Consider the following 18,683-nt stretch of genomic DNA (forward strand, 5'->3'; position numbering starts at 1 on the left):
GCGTTTGTGAACGCCAGGAAACAATCCCGGACTGTTGCAGCTAAACAACAGGCTCGCTAGGGATTTTCGACTTTTCGGCGAGACGAAGGACGGTCGCGCTCCGCTGCTCGGACGCCGACGGCGGCGGCGCGAGCCGCGTTTCGAGCGCGCGGTTCGTCCGGCGTCCAAACGGCGCGAGGCCCCGGCGGCGCGCGAAGATGGAACTCGTCCGGCGGGGGCCGCGCGACGGGCCCTGGGCCAGCAATCTGCGCAACACCACGAACAAATCCGCGGCCTCGCCGGCGGCGCCGGCGGAAACGGCCGTGCGAATGTCGGCGACGATCTTGGCGCGCGCCACGGCCGGCGACCGCCGCGCGCGGCAATATTTGGAAAGCAGGCGCTCGTGCTTCTTGCTTGGGGTCACGCCGAGCATGATTTCATGCGGCGCGAGGCCCGCAATGTCGGCGCAGCGCTCGATGGGCGTCAATTGAGCGAACATTCGCGTCTCCCTCATGACCGAGACGTCTGTCTCGTGAGATGGGGCGAGGCTACAAAATGGCGAGGGCTTCGTTTGTGCGCGGGCGCACGCGCAAATTCTAAATCGCCAAAGGAAGCGTCAGAGAGGTTTTCGGGCCGCGATGAAAACCGAGACGCCAAAGCGACGAATAAACGGCGCTCTCTCCAGAAGGGGGATCAGCGCCTGATATCGTTTAATTGCCCCCGCCGGCAGCCAGGCGTGGACCTCCAGCACCGGCCAGACAAAGTCCGCCTGTTCTATGATAAAACCAGCGGCCTCGACCAAATCTCGCAACTCTCCCGGCCAATAATTGCGGGCATGCATGAAGCGTTGCCCGACGCTCGATGGAAGCCAGGGCAGGAAGGGAACGGGCCAGGGCAACTGAATTTCCCCGATATGTCCGCCATGGCCCTCGAAGGGAAACCAGCGGTTGGGACTCATGACGATCAGACGGCCGCCCGGCCGCAAGACCCGCAGAATTTCCGCAAGCGACGTCATCTCGTCACGAACATGCTCGAGCACTTCATTGACGAGCGCGCCATCGAACATGTCGTCTTCAAAGGGGAGATGATCCACCGGGACGTGCTGGAAGGTGAGCGACCCCGAATCCTGAAAGCGGTTGCGAGCCTCTTCTATTCGTTCCGCGACGACGTCCACCCCGTCAGCGCGCGACGCGCCACGTTCAACGAGCGCGGATGTATAGCTGCCATCGGCGCAGCCATAATCCAGCCAGCGGCCTTTGACAGGTCCCAGCGCCTCGATCTTGCCGATCCGGTAGGTGAGATTGAGAGGCGCCGCCGTCGAGGCGCCGGGCGGAAAGTAACCCACAATTCTCGCGTGAGCCGGCTGACTCAAAGCTGGGTTTTCCGTGTGAATTCGACCGCTCGCCATGTCGCCAACTCCCAAAATATCGATTAAGGGAGCAGTTTTCTTTCGAATAAAAACTGTGTCAAGCTTAGGCGTTGATTTTACAAGCTATAACTTGTCTGATTACTTCAAAATAGCGCACCTTCATTGCGACGCGCGCCACAATTATCTTGGCTACTCCGCCGCGTTCATCGCATCCTTCACGCGCTTCTCGAGCACGCTCGGCCGCAGCAGCACCAGCCCGCCGCGCACCTTCTCCGCGAGCCCCTCCTCCGACATGGCGCCGAGTTCGCGGCTGACCTGCTCGCGCCGGCAGCCGATGCGGGCGGCGAGATCGTGCTGAAAAGGCGGCGGCGAGACGATGGCCTGCCCGTCATGCCCCTTGCGCGGAACGGACATGCGCAGAAGCTCCGAATAGAGCCGGTGGCGCAGATCGAGCACGGAGCGCTCGAACAGCCTCACATTGAGTTCGCGCACGCGCGCGGTGAGGAGGCGCAGGAGCCTGTCGCTGATCTCCGGCGAATGCAGCGCGATTTCCTTGAAGACCGTCGGCGGCACGAGCAGAAGCTCGGCGTTGGTGAGCGCCGTGACGTTGGCCGAGCGCTTGGCGCCGTCGATCGCCGCCATCTCGCCGAAAAACTTGCCCGAGCTGAAGTCGCCGAGGATCATCTCCTTGCCGGCGGCGGTGCGGACGAGAACGCGCACGTCTCCCGAGACGATGAAATAAACGTCAGTCGAGGGATCGTCGAAGTCGAGGACGAGTTCCCCCTCGGAATAGCGCTTGCGCACGCATTGGCGCCCGAAAGTCTCGGCGCGCGCCGGGTCGAGACCGGCGAAGAAAGGTATTCCGTCGAACACGGACAAGGCGGGAGGCTCCAGTGGCGGAAGTACGGAACGGCGCGATAGTGACGCCAAACTTTGCCGCCGTCGAGGGGAGAAGCATCGCATCTTACGAACCAGTGAAGAGACTCTTTCACTAAGCGCAGACTCGGCCGGACGCTCTGGCGCCCCGGCCCGAACCGGGCGACAATCCAGCGATGACCCTGCGGCTCGCGACATTCAATCTGGAGAATTTGGACTTCGCCCCGAGCCGCCGGGACGCTTTCGAAGCGCGCCGCGCCGCCCTTCTGCCGATGTTCGAAGCCCTCGACGCGGACATTCTCTGCCTGCAGGAAGTCGGCGCTCAGAAGCCCCACAAGCATAGCGCCCGCGACTTCATCGCGCTCGACCGCCTGCTCGCGGGAACGCCCTATGCCGGGTTCAGCCGCGCCAGCAGCGTCCGGCCGGGAACGGGCGCGCCCGCCGATGTGCACAATCTCGTCATTCTCAGCCGCTGGCCGATCTGCGCCGCCCGCCAGATCCATCACGACATCGCGCCGCGCTGGTCCTGGCCCCCGCCCCGCGACGGCGACGTCCAGCCCCCGCCGATCGTGATCGAATGGGACCGGCCGCTTCTCTATGCGGCGATCGAGCCGCCGTCCGGGCGCCGGCTGCATGTTCTCGACCTGCATCTGCGCGCCCCGCGCCCCGCCCCGGTCGCCACGGCCCGCGGCGAGGGCTCCAGCAAATCGCTGATCGAAGGCCAGTTCGTCGCCGCGCAGAAGCGTGAAGGTCAGGCGCTGGAGGCGCGGCTCTTCGTCGAGACGCTCTTCGACGCCGACCCCGACGCCCTGATCGCGGTCTGCGGCGACTTCAACGCCGACGACCATGACGCGCCGACCCGGCTTCTCCGCGGCGGCGACAATGAGTTGCAGCAGGGCGCGCGGGCGCTGGCGCCCATGGAGGAGCGCGCGGAGCCGGGAAAGCGATATTCGGTGATCCATGCAGGCCGGCCGAAACTGATCGACCATATCTTGGCGTCGCCCGCGCTTGCGGCGGCATGGCGCGAGACGCGGATTCTCAACGAAGGGCTGGAGGACGAGGTTTTCGCCCGGGACCCGGTGCCGGGATCGCTGCACGCGGCGATCATCGCCGCTTTCGAGCTGTGAAACCCAGCGCGTCCAGTTTCAATTCGAGCCGCTTCTTCCCGGTGAGGCCGCTCGCGACGAGGCAATGGGACTCGCGCAGATAATCTCGCAATTCGTCATCGGAGAGTCCCGGCGATCCGAAATGCTGAATCCAGCTCAATCCGCGCGACGCGAGATAGGGAGCCGGACGCAGGCCGGGGCGCTCACGCAACATCTCGAACGCCAGCGGACTGACCTTGAAACTATAAGCCGGCGCGCCATTCCCTCCCGCGCCGATGGCGAAGACCTTGTCTCCCACCTTCCACACATGCGAACCGCCCCACTGCACGACATGATGCGCGGCGGGAAGCTTTCCGCAAAAAGCGTTGAACTCGTCATGAGTCATCGCAGCCTCCCATAAGCGCGGCTAGCCGTCGCGTCGCTCCCCGTCCATCCCAATCCGGTGCATCAGATAACACAGACAATCCAGCTTCACCGCGCGCGGATCGATAGTGAGCATCGCCGGGATCGCCGCGCGCGACAGCCTGATCTCGCCGCCCGCATAATCGAAATATTCCCCCGGCTGCGCATCGTCGCCATCGCCCGGCAGGACGTCGAGCCTCATCCCGGACCGCGCGACGCCGAAGGAAGCGCCGGGCGTAAGTTCGCTGAAATTCAGATGATCGATGTCGGAGCGAAACATGAAATCCGCCGGCGCGCCGTCGAAGGAAAAGCTTGCTTCGGCCGGCGGCTTCACGATGGCGCAAGTGCGCAGGATGTCGACGTCGTGCGGCGCCGGCGGATGGTCGGGCAGATGCGCGATCGATAGCGCCGCCTCCACAAGTTCAACGGCGTGCTGCGTCGCCGAGCCCGCGCCCGCCTTGCCGCATTCGACCGTGATCGCCGGACAGAGATCGGCGAAGGCCGCCGCCTGCGTGCCGACAGGCCGCTGGAAATGCACGACGATGCGCGAGAAAAGCTGCGCAAGCGCGATGAATTTCGGCTCCAATCTCCTCACACAGGCGTAGTGCGGATTGAAGCCGGTATTGTTGTGAATGTCGATGCTCGCGAAGAGGCCGCGTCTTTTCGCGTAGTCATAGACCCATCGCGCCATCTCCGCCTGCGCTTCGCCGCAAAAGAGCGAGCCGGGCCAGACGCGATTATAATCGCGCTCATCGGGAAGCGTGCGGAGATTGGCCGCCGCCGCCCGAATATTGCCGACGAAGAACAAAAGCGCGCGCGGCAGGCCGCGCGCCGCATGCGCGCGCAAAACCTGCTGCATCGCATCGAGGCCGCTATATTCATTGCCGTGCAGCAAGGTCGAGACGAAAAGCGGATTGGGGTCCCGGCCGGGAAGATCGAACAGCGTCGGCCCGGGGAGAATGTCGACGAGCCTGTCGGCCGGACAATCGAGAAAACCCGGCGGCAGTCGATCCATTACGGCGCAGGGCGCGTCGGTCACATCCATTCTCATATTTCCCATTCATGCACGGGCGCGCCGCTGCGCTGCCCTTCGCAATAGGCGGCCATCATGGCGTAAAGATCGCCGTCGCAGGCCTCGAGCGCCTTGCGCTGCCAGACCGCGCCCGTCTGACGCGTGCGCAGCCGCGCCTCGATCACGTCGAGAAAGCCGCGTGAATCCGTCACGCCGAAATCCGCAAGCCCCGCGCGGGCGGCGGGAAGCAGATATTCGATCAGCAGGCGATCCGCGCCGATTTCGCCGAGGCCCGGCCAGATCAGAACCGCGTCGAGCCCGAGGCGCGCGGCGTCGTAGAAATTGCGCAAAGCGTCTTCGAAAGAGAGCCCCGCCGTTCCATTGTCGCCGGCGAGCGCCAGCATGCGCGTCAAGCCGAGATAGAGCGCGGCGTTCGCCATCATATCGACGAAGCTCGGCCCCGCCGGGAGGATGCGATGCTCGACGCGCAGATGCGGCGCGCCGTCCTCGTCAAAGCCGATCAGCGGACGGTTCCAGCGCCAGATGACGCCGTTATGCAGCCGCAGATGACGCATCGCTTCGGCCCGATCCTCGAAGGCGATCGGCAGCAGCGCGTCGTAATTGCGGGCGTTTTCCTGGAAGATTTCGAGGAGCGAGCGCGTCGCATATCCAGACCCCATGCAGACGCGCCGCGGTCCCGGCACGTCGACCGCCTGCTCGAAGAGCGGAATGCGCGTCTCCTCCCACAAGGCCTTGCCGAACAGAAACGGCGCATTGCCGCAGGCGGCGATGATGGGGCCGGAGGCGGCGATCGAGGCGTTGTAATAGAGATGGGCGAGATCGGCGGGCGACTTGAGATGCACCTGGAAAGACGTGGTCGCGGCCTCCAGCATCACGTCGCGATGCTCGGAGACGAGATGCTCGCGGCCGAGAATGTCGACGCGCAAAGGCCGCCCGCCGCGCATGCGCAGCACCTCGCTGTTCAGCGCGTAATAGCGGTTCAGGGGCGACATATTCGCAAGAGTGAGATCCTCGTCGCGAATGGTCGGCAGCGTGCCGATCAGCACCAGATTGGCGTCCAGCCGGTGCGCCGTCTCGTTGCAGGCGGCCCAAAGCTCCGTCAGCGCGTCATAGGCGCGGCCGAGCGCGTCGCCTTCGAGCGGCAGCGGGTCGCAGTTGAGCTCCAGATTGAAGCGCGACAGCTCCGGCACGACCAGCGGATTGCCGAGCGCTTCGAGCAGATGCTGGTTAATGGAGGCCGGGAAGTAATTGTGATCGACGATCCAGGTCTCGATCTCGAAACCGATCATATGGCCGGCGCGCGAGAATTTGTCGGCCGCGAAAAGCGCGCGGGCGATGTCGGTCTCCTCCGCGAGCCGAGCGGCGAAGCGCGCCTTGTCGGCGTCGGAAAAACCAGTCGCCTTGATTTCCTCGCCCACGGCAACTCCCTTTTCAGCCTTTCTATTACGTAGGCGCTCTGCAAGGGAAGCGGGAGCGGCGAAGGGTCGCCAACTCATCGGCCCCTACGGGGCAAGCAGTTCACCCGTCATGGCCGGGCTTGATCCGGCTATCCACGTCGGGACGCCCGCGCCAATGCCGCAAAGCGCGCCCAGCGGCGCCGCGTGGACGCCCGGCGCAAGGCCGGACATGACGGTTGGGAGATTGCGCACTCCCTCCCCGTGTCACGGTGAAAACGGCGCCGGTCGCGCACAGGGAACGCCTAGCCACAATGTCCCCCGCGTCATGGCCGGGCTTGACCCGGCCATCCACGCCGGGACGCCCGCGCCAATGTCGCAAGGGACGCGCAGCGGCGCCGCGTGGATGCCCGGCGCAAGGCCGGGCATGACGGTTGGGAGATTGCGGCTCAAACCGCAGTCAATTCGCCAGCGTCTCATACAAATCGCTCCAATCCGGATTCATCTGCAAAATAAGCCGCACTTTCCATGCGCGCGGCCAATGTTTCATGGTCTTTTCACGCTGGATCGCCGTGCGGATGTCGCCATGCGGCTCGTACCAAACCAAGCGATTCAAACCGTATCTTTGCGTGAAACCGCTTATCCGGCTCTCGCGATGTTCGAAGGCCCGGCGCGCGAGATCGTTGGTGACGCCGAGATAGAGCGTCCCATTCGCGCGATTCGTCATAATGTAGACCCACCCGCCTCGCATCGGCGCATGGTGGCGGCGTTGCCCACTCGAAGCAAGCGACGTCGTAGGCGACAAGAGCGCGTCGAGGAGCGGCGTGGACGCCCGGCAACAAGGCCGGGCGTGGTTGAGAGATTGCGCATTCCCTCCCCATGTCACGGTGAAAGCGGCGCCGGTCGCGCATAGGAAACGCCTAGCCACAATGTTCCCCCGCGTCATGGCCGGGCTTGTCCCGGCCATCCACGCCGGGACGCCCGCGCCAATGTTGCAAGAGGCGCGCAGCGGCGCCGCGTGGATGCCCGGCGCAAGGCCGGGCATGACGGACGAAAGACTTCGCACGAAAAAAACTTATCCCCACTCCTCTATGCCGCCCCTATCCTGCGCCCGCCTCGTCACCTTAGGGGGCGTCGTCGTAGCCCGGCGGCGCGGCGGGGTCGGTCAAGCGTCCGTCGGGCTCTTGTGGCGGATGTGGGCGGGTCGTCGGTCGGGCTTTCCCGTGCAGAGCGGGGCAAGCAATCTGTGGCGGCAACGTCGCAGGGCGCGAATAAAGCTGGGCCTTAACGTTCCTTCGGGTCTTGCAGCGGGAACTTCTGAAAAGGAAGCCGCGCCCGGGGGAAGGCGGCATCGGAAAACTGCAGGACACAAATCGCCTGCGGCGCTCAAGCGCGCGCTCGTCTGGCGGGTCAGACCGTCAGGCGGGAAAGAAGCGGTCCTGTCAGGGGCCGTGTCCGGGAGCGAAGTCACTCCGTCGGGAAAAGGTGCGCGAGCATAAAGACCGTGTCCGGGACGCTTTGGCTCCGGTGCGCATGAAACACATACACATCTCGGCCGAACCGGGCCGAGGCGTCCCGGATTTCCCTTATCGCCTCGCGCCGAAAGAGCGCGGGAACGAAAGCGCGTATTCGTGTCGGAGGGCTTTCTGGGATATTCGTAAAGATCAAATCGCCTGAAACATTTCGGAGGCCCCTCCTCTTGTCCGACATCGCCTATGTCAACGGCGCCTATACGCCGCTCGAAGACGCCAAAATCTCCATTCTCGATCGCGGCTTCCTTTTCGCCGACGGCGTCTATGAAGTCGCCGCCGTCATTGACGGGAGGCTCGTCGACAATGCGGCGCATCTGGCGCGGCTCGAGCGCTCGCTGAAAGAGCTTCGGCTCGAATGTCCGGCGTCGATGCAGGAGATCGTCGAGATCGAGAAGACGCTGGTCGCGCGCAACGGGATCGCCGAGGGCATGGTCTATCTGCAGATCACGCGCGGCGCGGCGGAGCGGGATTTCGCCTTCCCGAAAGGCGTCAAACCGACGCTGATCGCCTTTACGCAGGAGAAGAATATTCTTTCTTCGCTCTACGCCGAGAAGGGAATCAGGATCGTCACCGTCCCGGACCAGCGCTGGGCCCGGCGCGACATCAAGAGCGTCGCCTTGCTCGCGCAGGTGCTGGCCAAGCAGGCGGCGTCGGAAGCCGGCTGTCAGGAGGCCTGGATGGTCGGTCCCGACGGCTACATTACGGAAGGCTCGTCCTCGACCGCCTTCATCATCACCAAAGCAGGGGCGATCGTCACGCGGCCGAATTCTGAAGCGATCCTGCCGGGCTGCACGCGCCTTTCCGTGCTCGCGCTCGCGGCGGAGCATGGCCTCGATGTGGCGGAGCGCGCTTTCACGGCCGAGGAAGCCTATGAAGCGGCGGAGGCCTTTTTGACCTCGGCGTCAAATCTCGTGCTGCCGATCGTGTCGATCGACGGACGGGCGATCGGCGACGGAAAGCCCGGGCCTCACGCAACGAGATTGCGGGCGCTCTATCTCGATTTTGCGCGGGCGACGGCCTGCTCGTCCTGATCGCGCTTCTCGCGATCAGCGCGCTTCGGCCTCGTCGAACGCTTGCGACGGCGCGCGTTCGATGGCGAGCGCGATGATCAGGCTGAACACCGCCGCCGCAAGGCACCAGACCGAATACCAGGCCGGGCGATTGTCGAGGAGCGCCCAGACGAAGGTCGCGAAAACGACGACGCCGAAGAAGACGAGGCCGCGCCTCTCGCTGAAGATGAGCGGCGCGACCGTCAATACGACATAGAGGAAATGTACGATGACGGGCGGACGTTCGAACATCGGCGTATAAGCGAGTGAATGCTTCACCACCGCCAGTTCGATGCCGTCCGCAAGAACCAGCTTGATGACGAGATAGACGCCGAGGATCGCGCCGGTCCCGCCGAGCATGCGCCACAGACGCCGCCGCTCGGAATCGCACTCGGCATAGGCGGCGGCGAAGGGCGTCAGCACCGGCCAGACGATGAAGGCGATGAAAGTATAGAGATAGCGGAACGCCATATCGCCTTCGAAAGGATGAAACCAGCTATACCAGACGACGCCCTCGGTCATCTGATGAATCGCGAAGACGAGCGGGAAAAGCGCGAAGAGCAGCATTCGGGGGTCGTGGATTCTGGCTTTCGCCACCATGCCGCCGCCGGCGACGGCGAGACCCATGCTCGCCATGACGCTCGCCTCCAGTGAGTAGCACACGCCCGAACGCTCCCCTGCAAGAGAACCAATCAGCCTAAGGGCGCCAGAAAATTTTTACGGCTTTGCGACGGCTTGGCCGACTCGGCGGCGCTCGCGGCGGAACAGTGCTGGCGAGCGCGCGTTCTGCATCCGAATGTAAAAAACCGCCCAGGAGGATTTCATGGGTAGCCTGCTTCACTACGCGATCCTGTTTCTCATCGTCGCGGTCATCGCCGCCTTCTTCGGTTTCGGCGGCGTCGCCGGCACGGCGATGGAAGGCGCGCGCATTCTGTTCTGGGTGGCGCTCGTCCTCTTCGTCATCTCTGTCGTCGCGGGCTTTCTTCGTAGAGCCTGACGGCCGCTTTTCGGCGCTCCCAACTGGCCGGTTTTAGCCGGCCTTTTTTTGAAAGGCGCGCCGCCTTGGCGGTTTTGAACGCGACGCAACCCAGACCGCTTTTTTGTGAGGAGGACGTCACGCCATTCGTCGCGCGACGGCGTGATCCGTCAGACCCGATCAACGAAATGCTCCCTGACTGGACCGGCGACGCCGGTCCTTTTTTTCAGGGAATGTCGTCCAGCGCTTTCAGCCAGACTTCGGCGGATGAATCGCTCGGCGCGCGCCAGTCGCCGCGCGGCGAGAGAGAGCCGCCGGAGCTGACCTTCGGGCCATTTGGCAAGGCCGAACGCTTGAACTGGCTCGTCGCGAAAAAGCGGCGCGCGAACACGGCGAGCCAATGCTTGATCTCCGCGAGATCATAGGCGCCGCGATCATTCGCCGCGATAACGGACGGCCAGACGCCCGCTTGCGCATCTCGCCAGGCATGCCACGCGAGGAACGCGACTTTGGCGGGCGCGAAGCCGTATCGCGTCGTATAGAAAAGATTGAAATCCTGCAGCGCATAGGGGCCGACAAAAGCTTCCGTGCGCTGCGCCGTATCGCCGGGCACGAGTTCCGGCGAAATTTCCGTTGCGAGAATGTCTTTGAGCACGGAAACCGTCCGCGAACCGAAACGCGCGTCGCGCGCGCACCAGCGTATGAGATGCTGGATGAGCGTCTTCGGCACGGAGGCGTTGACGTTGTAATGCGACATCTGATCGCCGACGCCATATGTGCACCATCCCAGCGCAAGTTCCGAAAGATCGCCGGTGCCGATCACAATGCCGTTGTGGAGATTGGCGAGGCGGAAGAGCAGCGACGTGCGCGCGCCCGCCTGCACGTTTTCATAGGTCACGTCATAGACCGCTTCGCCGCGCGCGGCCGGATGGCCGATATCTTCCAGCATCTGCTTGCAGGCGGCCGAAACGTCGATCTCCTTCGCCGAAACGTCCAGCGCGCGCATGAGCGCCCAGGCGTTGCTCCTGGTCCGGTCGGTCGTCGCGAAAGCCGGCAGCGTATAAGCGAGGACATTGGCGCGCGGCAGACCGAGAGCGTCCATCGCCGTCACCGCGACGAGGAGCGCTTGGGTCGAGTCGAGGCCGCCCGAGACGCCGATGACGACCTTCTCCATGCCGGAGGCGCGCAGCCTCTGCTCCAATCCATGCGCTTGAATATTGAACGCCTCGAAGCATAGCTCCACGAGCCGGGCCTCGTCATTCGGCACGAAGGGAAAGCGCGGAACCTCGCGCATGAGGCCAATATCGACGTCGCGCCGCGCGTTCAGTTCGAATTCGACGCGGCGATACTGAACCGCGCCCGCTTCGACATCCGCGCAATCGCCGAACGTTACCTGCCGCGCGCGCTCCGCGACGAGACGGCCAATGTCGACATCCGCGAGAACGAGTTGCGGCTCGTCCGAGAAACGCGGCGCTTTGGCGAGAAGATCGCCTTTCTCGTAGATCATCGCCTCGCCGTCCCAGGCGAGATCGGTCGTCGACTCGCCCTGCCCCGCCGCCGAGTAAAGATAGGCGGCGAGGCAGCGCGCCGAATGGGCGGCGCACAATGTCTGCCGATAATCCGACTTGCCGACGATGGCGTTGGAGGCGGAGAGATTGAGGAGCAGCGTCGCGCCCGCCAGCGCCGCGCGCGACGAGGGCGGGATCGGAACCCATACGTCTTCGCAGATTTCCGTATGGATGGCGAGGCCGGGAAAGTCCGACGCCTCGAGAAGCACGTCCGAGCCAAAGGGCGCGAACTGCTCCGCGACCTGAATTTCCTCGCCGGCGACAGAGGCGCCGGAAGCGAAGTGACGCTTCTCGTAAAATTCGCGGTAATTCGGCAGGTAGATCTTGGGCGTCACGGCCAGGACGCGTCCGCGCAGGATGGCGACGGCGCAGTTGTAAAGCCGGCCCCTGTGACGCAGCGGCGCGCCGGCGACGAGGATCGGATGCAGCGCGCGGGACGCCTCGACCAATTCGCCGAGCGCGCCGTCGACCGCGGCGAGGAGCGCTTCCTGCTGCAACAGATCGTCGATCGCATAGGCAGAAATTCCGAGCTCCGGAAAAAGTACGAGCGACGCGCCTTTCGCGTCCGCCTCCCGCGCCATCTCGATCATGCGCGCGACATTGAAGACGGGGTCGGCGACGCGAACGCGCGGACAGGCGACCGCGGCGCGGATGAAGCCATGTGTATGCAGCGAGAAGAAAGGATGGGTCATTTGAGCCCGCGCGAGCGGCCGAAGCGCGTGAAGAGGAAGCGCCATAATGCATCAAAGCCGGCAAGGCCGCCATTCCCGAAGCTGCTCCGGATAACGTTCATCCCTTTAACCTATGAACGGAATTTATTTTTTCTATTCAACCGCTTCAATTCCAACGTTTAAGCTCCTTCAAAGGGCGGGGCGCCTCTCCTTCCGCCCTTTCTATTTTTGCGGCTCCTGCGTCTTCAGGATAGCGCGCGCATCGAAGACGGGGTTGGCCCCCTGCTCGCCATAACGAAACATCACGACCGTGACGGCGAAGTTCGCGACGGCCGGCTGGCCGGGCGTCACAAGCTGCGTCTCCCCCGCGCTCCAGTCGATGAAGCGAAAGAGGTCGTATTCATGCGCGAGCGTCTCCTTCGCTCCGAGAACAAGCGCCTCCTTCAAAGCCTCTTCATCCGACGGCGCGTCATAGCCCGTCAGATTGACGCGAACCATATTGGGCGCGAGCGACGAGACCTTGGTCGAGAGACAGGCGGAAAGCGCGAGGCACGCGGCGAGAAGCGCAGCCGACGGAAATCGGAGGATCGGATGCGACGCCACGGAACGAGGGCTCATTCGCGCTCGAACTGGGGAAGACGCCATGCCTCGCCGCGCGCGGCTGCGCGCCATTCCGCCCAGGCGGGAAGCGTCTTTACCGTTTCCATGTATCTGCGCGACGGCTCGGAAACGGGGATCATATAATTGTCCAGTCGCTGGACGACCGGCGCAAACATCGCGTCTGCGGCGCTGAACGCCCCGAAAAGAAACGGCCCTCCATAGGAGGACAGCGCGTCTCGCCACGCCGCGTCGATGCGTTCCGCGTCCGCGAGCGCCCCGTCGGATATCGGAACGGGCCGCGCCGCGCGGCCGAAATTCATGCTGCATTCGTTACGAAGCGCCGAAAAACCGGCGTGCATCTCGCAAGCGAGCGCCCGCGCATGGGCGCGCGCGGCAGGATCGCGCGGCCAGATCGCCCGGTCGGGAAAAAGGTCGGCGACGTGTTCGATGATTGCGAGCGATTCCCAAACCGTCAGCGCGCCGTCTTTCAGAATGGGAGCCTTGCCCGCGGGCGAATGCGCCAAAAGGGCCGGTTTCGACTCCGCGCGATAAAGCGGAACGAGGATCTCCTCGAACGGAACCTCGAAAACCTTCATCAATATCCAGGGCCGCATCGACCAGGATGAATAGCGCTTATTGCCGATGACGAGCTTCAGCACGTTTGATCCTCGCATGCAAAAAAGGGCGGGGTTTCCCCCGCCCTTCTATCTCATCCCCGCCGGAGAGATCACCCCCAATGGGCGAAGATGGCGAGCATCAGCAGCGCGACGATGTTGGTGATCTTGATCGCTGGGTTCACCGCGGGGCCGGCCGTGTCCTTATAGGGATCGCCGACCGTGTCGCCCGTGACCGACGCCTTGTGGGCGTCCGAACCCTTGAGATGCCTCACGCCGTCCTTGTCGACGAAGCCGTCCTCGAAGGACTTCTTGGCGTTGTCCCACGCGCCGCCGCCCGAGGTCATCGAGATGGCGACGAAGACGCCATTGACGATGACGCCCAGCAGCAGCGCGCCGACAGCCGCCAGCGAATTGGCGACGCCGCCGCCGAGAATGCGGACGACGAGATACATCACGATCGGCGCGAAGACCGGCAGCAGCGACGGAATGATCATTTCCTGAATCGCCGCCTGCGTGAGCATATCGACCGCGCGGCCGTAATCGGGACGGTCGGAGCCGTCCATGATGCCGGGCTTCTCACGGAACTGCCGGCGCACTTCCTCGACGACGGAGCCGGCCGCCTTGCCGACGGCGGTCATCGCGATGCCGCCGAAGAGATAGGGAATGAGGCCGCCAAAGATCAGGCCCGCCACCACGAAGGGATTGGACAGGCTGAAATCGATATTTTCGAGCCCCTTGAAAGAGGGCACGCCGGCCGCCGCAAAGTGCTTGATGTCATTCGTATAGGCCGCGAAGAGCACGAGCGCGCCGAGACCGGCCGAGCCGATGGCGTAGCCCTTGGTCACCGCCTTGGTCGTATTGCCCACGGCGTCGAGCGCGTCGGTCGACTGACGCACCTCCTTCGGGAGCCCCGACATTTCGGCGATGCCGCCAGCATTGTCGGTCACTGGTCCGAAGGCGTCGAGCGCGACGATCATACCGGCGAGGCCGAGCATCGTCGTGACCGCGATCGCCGTGCCATAGAGGCCGCCGAACTGATAGGTCAGGATGATGCCGAGCACGATCACCACGGCCGGCCCGGCCGTCGCCTCGAGCGACACGGCGAGGCCCTGAATGACGTTGGTGCCGTGGCCCGTCACCGACGCCTGCGCGATCGACACGACCGGGCGCTTGCCCGTGCCGGTATAATATTCGGTGATGTAGACGATGGCGCCCGTGACGATCAGGCCGATGACGCCGCAGAGGAACAGCATGAAGCCGTTGACCGGCTCGCCGTTCACCTTGCCCACTTCGCCGAGACCGACGGTGAAGAGGGTCGCGAGGAGCAGGCCGGGAATCGAGAGAACGCCCGTCGCGATCAGGCCCTTATAGAGGGCGTCCATGATCTGGTCGTCCTTGAGGCCGATCTTCTCGAAGTAAGGCGCCGCGATCTGGCCCCACTGCGTGTCGTCCTTGCCGAGCTTCACGAAAAAAGTGCCGGCGATGGAGGTGAGGATGGAGAGGCCGCCAATGGCGAGCGGATAGATCACCGCGCTATAGAGCCCCTCCTGCCCGGCGAAGAAGATCGACGCCAGCACCATGGTGGCGACGACCGTCACCGCATAGGTCTCGAAGAGGTCGGCCGCCATGCCCGCGCAGTCGCCGACATTGTCGCCGACATTGTCGGCGATAGTCGCGGGGTTGCGCGGATCGTCCTCGGGAATGCCCGCCTCGACCTTGCCGACGAGATCGGCGCCGACATCGGCGCCCTTGGTGAAGATGCCGCCGCCGAGGCGCGCGAAGATCGAGATGAGCGAGGCGCCGAAGCCAAGCGCGACGAGCGCATCGACGACGACGCGGTTCTCCGCCGTGAAGCCCAGGCCCCAGGTGAGGAAAGCGAAATAGACCGCGACGCCGAGCAGCGCGAGGCCCGCGACAAGAAGGCCGGTGACGGCGCCGGCCTTGAAGGCGATGTCGAGTCCGCCAGCGAGCGACTGCGTCGCGGCCTGCGCGGTGCGGACATTGGCGCGCACGGAAACGTTCATGCCGATATAACCGGCCGCGCCCGAAAGCGCCGCGCCGATGGCGAAGCCGACGGCGACCCACCAGCCGAGCAGGATGACGAGCAACACGAAAATGCCCGCGCCGACATAGCCGATCGTCCTATATTGACGGTTCAGATAGGCCTGCGCGCCTTCCGCGACGGCGCCCGAAATTTCCTGCATGCGCGGCGAGCCGGGATCGGCCGCAAGCAGTTCTTGCGACGTCTTCACGCCGTATACGACGGACATGAGTCCGAAGACGATGGTGAGAAAAAGGACCATGGGGTTCGCCTTTTCGTTCTGCGACCGGTGGACGGCCGAACGGGTCGCGCCACAAGGGGCTGTCGCGCAACGGAAAAAAGGAAGCGCGCCCCGGTCTCGAATCGGGCCGGGGGCACAAGAATTTTCCTCTGACTTTCTGCCAGAAACAGGGCCCTCGGGCAATCCGCGCTCGGGCGTGGCCACAGCGCAAACCTGGCGCCAGCCAAGCGGGGGAAGGGCTTTGGCGATGGCGCCAGACTGGAAAGCGGACCCCAGGGGCGGCGACGGTCAGAAATGGCTGAAGGACGGCTTCGCGAAAGCGATAGGCTCGCCGTCGGGGCCAAGGAATATTGGCGGACCTGCGACTGACGCAATCTCGCCGATGCGGACGACGTCCAGGGGGCGCGCGGCCCAGGCCGACGCCGTGCAGAGAATTTCATAATCGTCGCCGCCCGTCAGCGCGCTTTCGAAAAGCTCCGGCGAGAGCGCGATCAACTCGCTGGCGGCGTCGGAGAGCGGAATGCTGGTCGCCTCCACGACAGCGCCGACCCCCGAGGCGCGGCAGAGCTTGGCGAGATCGCCGGCGAGTCCGTCCGAAACATCCATGGCGGCGTTGGCGTGGGCGCGCAACATCGGCGCGAGGTCGAGACGCGGGCGCGGCAGCAGATAGCGGTCGAGAAGATGCGCGCGGGAAGCCGGCGAGAGCCGCGCCGCCAAGGACGGGTCGCGGCGCAAGGCGAGGCCAAGCGCCGCGTCGCCAATGGTTCCCGAGACGTAGATCGCGTCCCCCGGCCGGGCGCCCGTGCGCGGCACGAAGCGCGGCGTCCGCCCCAGCGCGGCGATTGAAATGGTCAGCGGCCCCGGCGTGGCCGTCGTATCGCCGCCGATGAGCGGCGCGGCATAGACCTGTGCGTCCTCGGAGAGGCCTGAGGCGAAAGCCCTCAGCCAGTCATTGGTCCAATCCGCCGGCAATGCGAGCGAGAGGAGGAAGCCGATGGGCGTCGCGCCTTTGGCGGCGAGGTCGGAGAGATTGACCCGCAACGCCTTCTTCGCGATGAGCGCCGGAGAATCATCAGCGAAAAAATGCACGCCCGCGACAAGCATGTCGACCGTCGCGACGGTGGGCTCTTTCGACGCCTCGATCAGCGCCGCGTCGTCCTTCAGCCCCAAAGCCGCCGGTCCGGCGATGGGCGCGAAGATGCGGGCGATGAGTTCCTCTTCGGTGTAGCGCTTGGGCATCGCCGCCTCCCCGGCCCGCCTTCATCAACGGAACGGCTTACGAGCAAGTGAAAGGCGGGGCTATCCCCCCATCTCGCCCGCACGCTCCTCGCGCGCGATCTTGTCGAGCACGGCGTTCACCATGCCCGACTCCGTCGGCCCGAAAAAGGCGCCGGCGACGTCGACATATTCCTTGATCACGGCGCGGGCAGGCACGTCCTTGCGGGCGCGAAGCTCGTAGGTCCCCGCGCGCAGCGACGCGCGCATGACCGCCTCGACGCGCGCGAGCGGCCAGCCGCCCGAGAGCACGCGGTCGATCTGCCGGTCGATCGCCACCTGATCGGTGAGCACGCCTTGCAGCACGTCGCGGAAAAAGGTCAGTTCCGCGGGCTTGTATTGCACGCCCTCGATCTCGCGGCCGATCCAATGGGACTCGAATTCGGCGAAGATCTCGTTGAGGCCTTTGCCCGCGACCTCCATCTGGTAAAGCGCCTGCACGACGGCGAGGCGCGCGGCGGAGCGCTGATCGAGGCTCATGTGAGGCTCCGCTTCAGGCGAATAAGGGCGAGCGCGGCGAGCGCGGCGTCGGCGCCCTTGTCGCCCTGTTTGGGATCGGCGCGCGCAATCGCCTGTTCATCATTCTCCACAGTCAGGATTCCGTTGCCGAGGGGTAGCCGCTGCGAGACCGACAGATCGGTCAGCGCGCGCGAGCTTTCATTGGCGACGATCTCGAAATGATAGGTCTCGCCGCGAATGACGCAGCCGAGCGCGACGAGGCCGTCATAAGGCGCGCCCGCTTTTTCGGCCGCGTCGAGCGCGATGGCGGCGGCGGCCGCGATCTCCAGCGCGCCGGGAACCTCGATCACGGTCGCATTCGCGCCGAGCCGCTCGATCGCCGCCAGCGCGCCTTCCTTCAGTTTGCCGACAATGTCGGCGTTGAACCTGGCCGCGACGACGAGTATCCGCGCGCCGGGAACCGGCGTCGCATCAATGTCGTCCGGTGCAAAACCTGCCATAAGCCGTAACTCCGAAAGCCCCCTCCCCGACCCTCCCCCAGCTACGCGGGAGAGGAAGCGGATCGCGGCCTTCATCGACAACGCCGATCATGAGCGTCCCCTCTCCCGCTTGCGGGGGAGGGACAGGGAGGGGCCGCTCCGAGGGGATTTTGAATTCGACGCGACTTATGTCACAGCGACGGCGGCTTGTCAGCCCGCGGGCGGCTACTTCTCAGGGCGAGCGGGTGAAGGACTTCCTCATCCTGAGGAGCCGCCACAGGCGGCGTCTCGAAGGACGAGGAAGTCCTTCACCCGATTTACCCTGAGCTATTTCTCGCTCAGCCTCGCCGCATAACGCGCCATCATATCCACCTCGATATTGAGCGCATCCCCTACCCCGCAAGCGCCGAAGGTCGTCACCGCCAGCGTATGTGGAATCAGCAGGATCGAGAAGCGGTCGCCCTCGACCTCATTCACCGTCAGCGACGCGCCGTCCAGAGCGACGGAGCCTTTCTGCGCGATGAAGCGCGAGAGCTCGCGCGGCGCCTCGATCCAGAAGCGCGCCATGCTTGTTTCTTTTGACGGGCGCCCGTCGGGCGCCCTTTCGCAGATGTCTTCCCGCGACACAATCCGCGCCACGCCGTCGACATGGCCGGTGACGATATGGCCGCCGAGTTCGTCGCCGATCTTCAGCGCGCGTTCGAGATTGACGCGCGTTCCCGGCTTCCATGTTTCAACAGTCGTCTTCGCCAGCGTCTCGGCGGCGGCGTCGACGTCGAAGACCGTGCGCCCGCCTTCGCGCGCGACGGCGACCACGGTAAGGCAGACGCCGGCATGGGCGATGGAGGCGCCAAGAGCGACGCCGTCGGCGTCATAGGCGCAGACGATGCGCAGACGCTTCAGATCGCCGCGCGGCTCGACGGAGAGAACCTCGCCAATGTCGGTGACGATGCCGGTGAACATGATCCCCTCTCCGCGTCGCGTGTCCCCTCTCCCCGCGCGCGGGGAGAGGGAGC

Annotated in this window: 19 protein-coding genes; 3 read left to right on the forward strand and 16 right to left on the reverse strand. The window is 64.7% G+C overall.

Going from position 1 to position 18,683, the window contains the following annotated elements; all coding sequences use genetic code 11:
• Positions 1-40: 40 nt before the first annotated feature.
• The 3 genes from MMG94_RS04535 to MMG94_RS04545 form a co-directional block, all read right to left on the reverse strand.
• Positions 41-478 (reverse strand): hypothetical protein, encoded by a 438-nt coding sequence (locus MMG94_RS04535; RefSeq protein WP_016919042.1) that lies wholly within the window; start codon positions 476-478, stop codon positions 41-43.
• A 117-nt stretch (positions 479-595) separates the two neighbouring features.
• Positions 596-1,324, reverse strand: a complete 729-nt coding sequence (locus MMG94_RS04540) for a class I SAM-dependent methyltransferase (RefSeq protein ID WP_016919043.1) — start codon at positions 1,322-1,324, stop codon at positions 596-598.
• 213 nt (positions 1,325-1,537) lie between these two features.
• Positions 1,538-2,227 (reverse strand): Crp/Fnr family transcriptional regulator, encoded by a 690-nt coding sequence (locus tag MMG94_RS04545; RefSeq protein WP_016919044.1) that lies wholly within the window; start codon positions 2,225-2,227, stop codon positions 1,538-1,540.
• A gap of 173 nt (positions 2,228-2,400) precedes the next feature.
• On the opposite strand from MMG94_RS04545, the gene MMG94_RS04550 reads away from it, so the two are divergent.
• Positions 2,401-3,351, forward strand: coding sequence for an endonuclease/exonuclease/phosphatase family protein (locus MMG94_RS04550; RefSeq protein WP_016919045.1), 951 nt, complete (start codon positions 2,401-2,403; stop codon positions 3,349-3,351).
• Here the strand turns inward: MMG94_RS04550 and MMG94_RS04555 are convergent.
• The 4 genes from MMG94_RS04555 to MMG94_RS04570 form a co-directional block, all read right to left on the reverse strand.
• Positions 3,329-3,715 carry an MmcQ/YjbR family DNA-binding protein gene (locus tag MMG94_RS04555; protein WP_016919046.1) on the reverse strand — a complete coding sequence of 129 codons (387 nt, stop codon included), beginning with the start codon at positions 3,713-3,715 and terminating at the stop codon, positions 3,329-3,331. The two genes, MMG94_RS04550 and MMG94_RS04555, sit on opposite strands and share 23 nt — an antisense overlap.
• Before the next feature lie 21 nt (positions 3,716-3,736).
• A complete protein-coding gene (locus MMG94_RS04560; RefSeq protein WP_016919047.1) occupies positions 3,737-4,777 on the reverse strand; it encodes a M14 family metallopeptidase in 1,041 nt (346 codons plus the stop codon).
• A 2-nt stretch (positions 4,778-4,779) separates the two neighbouring features.
• Positions 4,780-6,183, reverse strand: coding sequence for a glutamate-cysteine ligase family protein (locus MMG94_RS04565; protein WP_016919048.1), 1,404 nt, complete (start codon positions 6,181-6,183; stop codon positions 4,780-4,782).
• A 436-nt stretch (positions 6,184-6,619) separates the two neighbouring features.
• On the reverse strand, positions 6,620-6,886 hold the full coding sequence (locus tag MMG94_RS04570; protein WP_016919049.1) for a GIY-YIG nuclease family protein: 267 nt from the start codon (positions 6,884-6,886) through the stop codon (positions 6,620-6,622).
• A 972-nt stretch (positions 6,887-7,858) separates the two neighbouring features.
• Here MMG94_RS04570 and MMG94_RS04575 point away from each other — a divergent pair.
• Positions 7,859-8,722: a D-amino-acid transaminase gene (locus MMG94_RS04575; protein WP_016919051.1), complete on the forward strand. Its 864-nt coding sequence runs from the start codon at positions 7,859-7,861 to the stop codon at positions 8,720-8,722.
• A 15-nt stretch (positions 8,723-8,737) separates the two neighbouring features.
• Here the strand turns inward: MMG94_RS04575 and MMG94_RS04580 are convergent, their stop codons facing one another.
• Positions 8,738-9,403, reverse strand: a complete 666-nt coding sequence (locus MMG94_RS04580; protein ID WP_026016115.1) for a DUF6629 family protein — start codon at positions 9,401-9,403, stop codon at positions 8,738-8,740.
• Between the two features lie 160 nt (positions 9,404-9,563).
• Here MMG94_RS04580 and MMG94_RS04585 point away from each other — a divergent pair, with 160 nt between their 5' ends.
• Positions 9,564-9,737, forward strand: coding sequence for a DUF1328 domain-containing protein (locus MMG94_RS04585; protein WP_016919054.1), 174 nt, complete (start codon positions 9,564-9,566; stop codon positions 9,735-9,737).
• A gap of 205 nt (positions 9,738-9,942) precedes the next feature.
• On the opposite strand, the gene MMG94_RS04590 is transcribed toward MMG94_RS04585, so the two are convergent.
• The 8 genes from MMG94_RS04590 to MMG94_RS04625 all read right to left on the reverse strand — a co-directional run bounded on the left by MMG94_RS04590 (position 9,943) and on the right by MMG94_RS04625 (position 18,630).
• Positions 9,943-11,976, reverse strand: a complete 2,034-nt coding sequence (locus MMG94_RS04590) for an NAD(+) synthase (protein WP_154420019.1) — start codon at positions 11,974-11,976, stop codon at positions 9,943-9,945.
• 201 nt (positions 11,977-12,177) lie between these two features.
• Positions 12,178-12,573 carry a hypothetical protein gene (locus MMG94_RS04595; protein ID WP_016919057.1) on the reverse strand — a complete coding sequence of 132 codons (396 nt, stop codon included), beginning with the start codon at positions 12,571-12,573 and terminating at the stop codon, positions 12,178-12,180.
• Complete coding sequence (locus MMG94_RS04600) at positions 12,570-13,214, reverse strand: glutathione S-transferase family protein (RefSeq protein WP_016919058.1); 645 nt, start codon at positions 13,212-13,214, stop codon at positions 12,570-12,572. Before MMG94_RS04600 ends, MMG94_RS04595 begins: the two co-directional genes overlap by 4 nt.
• 68 nt (positions 13,215-13,282) lie before the next feature.
• Complete coding sequence (locus MMG94_RS04605) at positions 13,283-15,475, reverse strand: sodium-translocating pyrophosphatase (protein WP_016919059.1); 2,193 nt, start codon at positions 15,473-15,475, stop codon at positions 13,283-13,285.
• A 267-nt stretch (positions 15,476-15,742) separates the two neighbouring features.
• The gene (gene thiL / locus MMG94_RS04610; protein ID WP_016919060.1) at positions 15,743-16,693 is read right to left on the reverse strand and encodes a thiamine-phosphate kinase; all 951 of its coding nucleotides are present in this window, start codon (positions 16,691-16,693) and stop codon (positions 15,743-15,745) included.
• Positions 16,694-16,753: 60 nt separating this feature from the next.
• Positions 16,754-17,209, reverse strand: a complete 456-nt coding sequence (gene nusB / locus MMG94_RS04615) for a transcription antitermination factor NusB (protein ID WP_016919061.1) — start codon at positions 17,207-17,209, stop codon at positions 16,754-16,756.
• The gene (gene ribH, locus MMG94_RS04620) at positions 17,206-17,688 is read right to left on the reverse strand and encodes a 6,7-dimethyl-8-ribityllumazine synthase (protein WP_016919062.1); all 483 of its coding nucleotides are present in this window, start codon (positions 17,686-17,688) and stop codon (positions 17,206-17,208) included. Before ribH ends, nusB begins: the two co-directional genes overlap by 4 nt.
• 306 nt (positions 17,689-17,994) lie before the next feature.
• A complete protein-coding gene (locus tag MMG94_RS04625; protein WP_016919063.1) occupies positions 17,995-18,630 on the reverse strand; it encodes a riboflavin synthase in 636 nt (211 codons plus the stop codon).
• Between the last annotated feature and the right edge of the window lie 53 nt (positions 18,631-18,683).

Origin of the sequence: Methylocystis parvus OBBP, from assembly GCF_027571405.1 — a bacterium.
Classification (GTDB): Bacteria; Pseudomonadota; Alphaproteobacteria; order Rhizobiales; family Beijerinckiaceae; genus Methylocystis; species Methylocystis parva.

Coding starts and splice junctions, on each gene's coding strand:
- MMG94_RS04535 (WP_016919042.1), bottom strand. CDS start 478: ATGTTCGCTCAATTGACGCCCATCGAGCGCTGCGCCGACATTGCGGGC.
- MMG94_RS04550 (WP_016919045.1), top strand. CDS start 2,401: ATGACCCTGCGGCTCGCGACATTCAATCTGGAGAATTTGGACTTCGCC.
- MMG94_RS04555 (WP_016919046.1), bottom strand. CDS start 3,715: ATGACTCATGACGAGTTCAACGCTTTTTGCGGAAAGCTTCCCGCCGCG.
- MMG94_RS04560 (WP_016919047.1), bottom strand. CDS start 4,777: ATGGATGTGACCGACGCGCCCTGCGCCGTAATGGATCGACTGCCGCCG.
- MMG94_RS04570 (WP_016919049.1), bottom strand. CDS start 6,886: ATGACGAATCGCGCGAATGGGACGCTCTATCTCGGCGTCACCAACGAT.
- MMG94_RS04585 (WP_016919054.1), top strand. CDS start 9,564: ATGGGTAGCCTGCTTCACTACGCGATCCTGTTTCTCATCGTCGCGGTC.
- MMG94_RS04590 (WP_154420019.1), bottom strand. CDS start 11,976: ATGACCCATCCTTTCTTCTCGCTGCATACACATGGCTTCATCCGCGCC.
- MMG94_RS04595 (WP_016919057.1), bottom strand. CDS start 12,573: ATGAGCCCTCGTTCCGTGGCGTCGCATCCGATCCTCCGATTTCCGTCG.
- MMG94_RS04605 (WP_016919059.1), bottom strand. CDS start 15,475: ATGGTCCTTTTTCTCACCATCGTCTTCGGACTCATGTCCGTCGTATAC.
- thiL (WP_016919060.1), bottom strand. CDS start 16,693: ATGCCCAAGCGCTACACCGAAGAGGAACTCATCGCCCGCATCTTCGCG.
- nusB (WP_016919061.1), bottom strand. CDS start 17,209: ATGAGCCTCGATCAGCGCTCCGCCGCGCGCCTCGCCGTCGTGCAGGCG.
- ribH (WP_016919062.1), bottom strand. CDS start 17,688: ATGGCAGGTTTTGCACCGGACGACATTGATGCGACGCCGGTTCCCGGC.
- MMG94_RS04625 (WP_016919063.1), bottom strand. CDS start 18,630: ATGTTCACCGGCATCGTCACCGACATTGGCGAGGTTCTCTCCGTCGAG.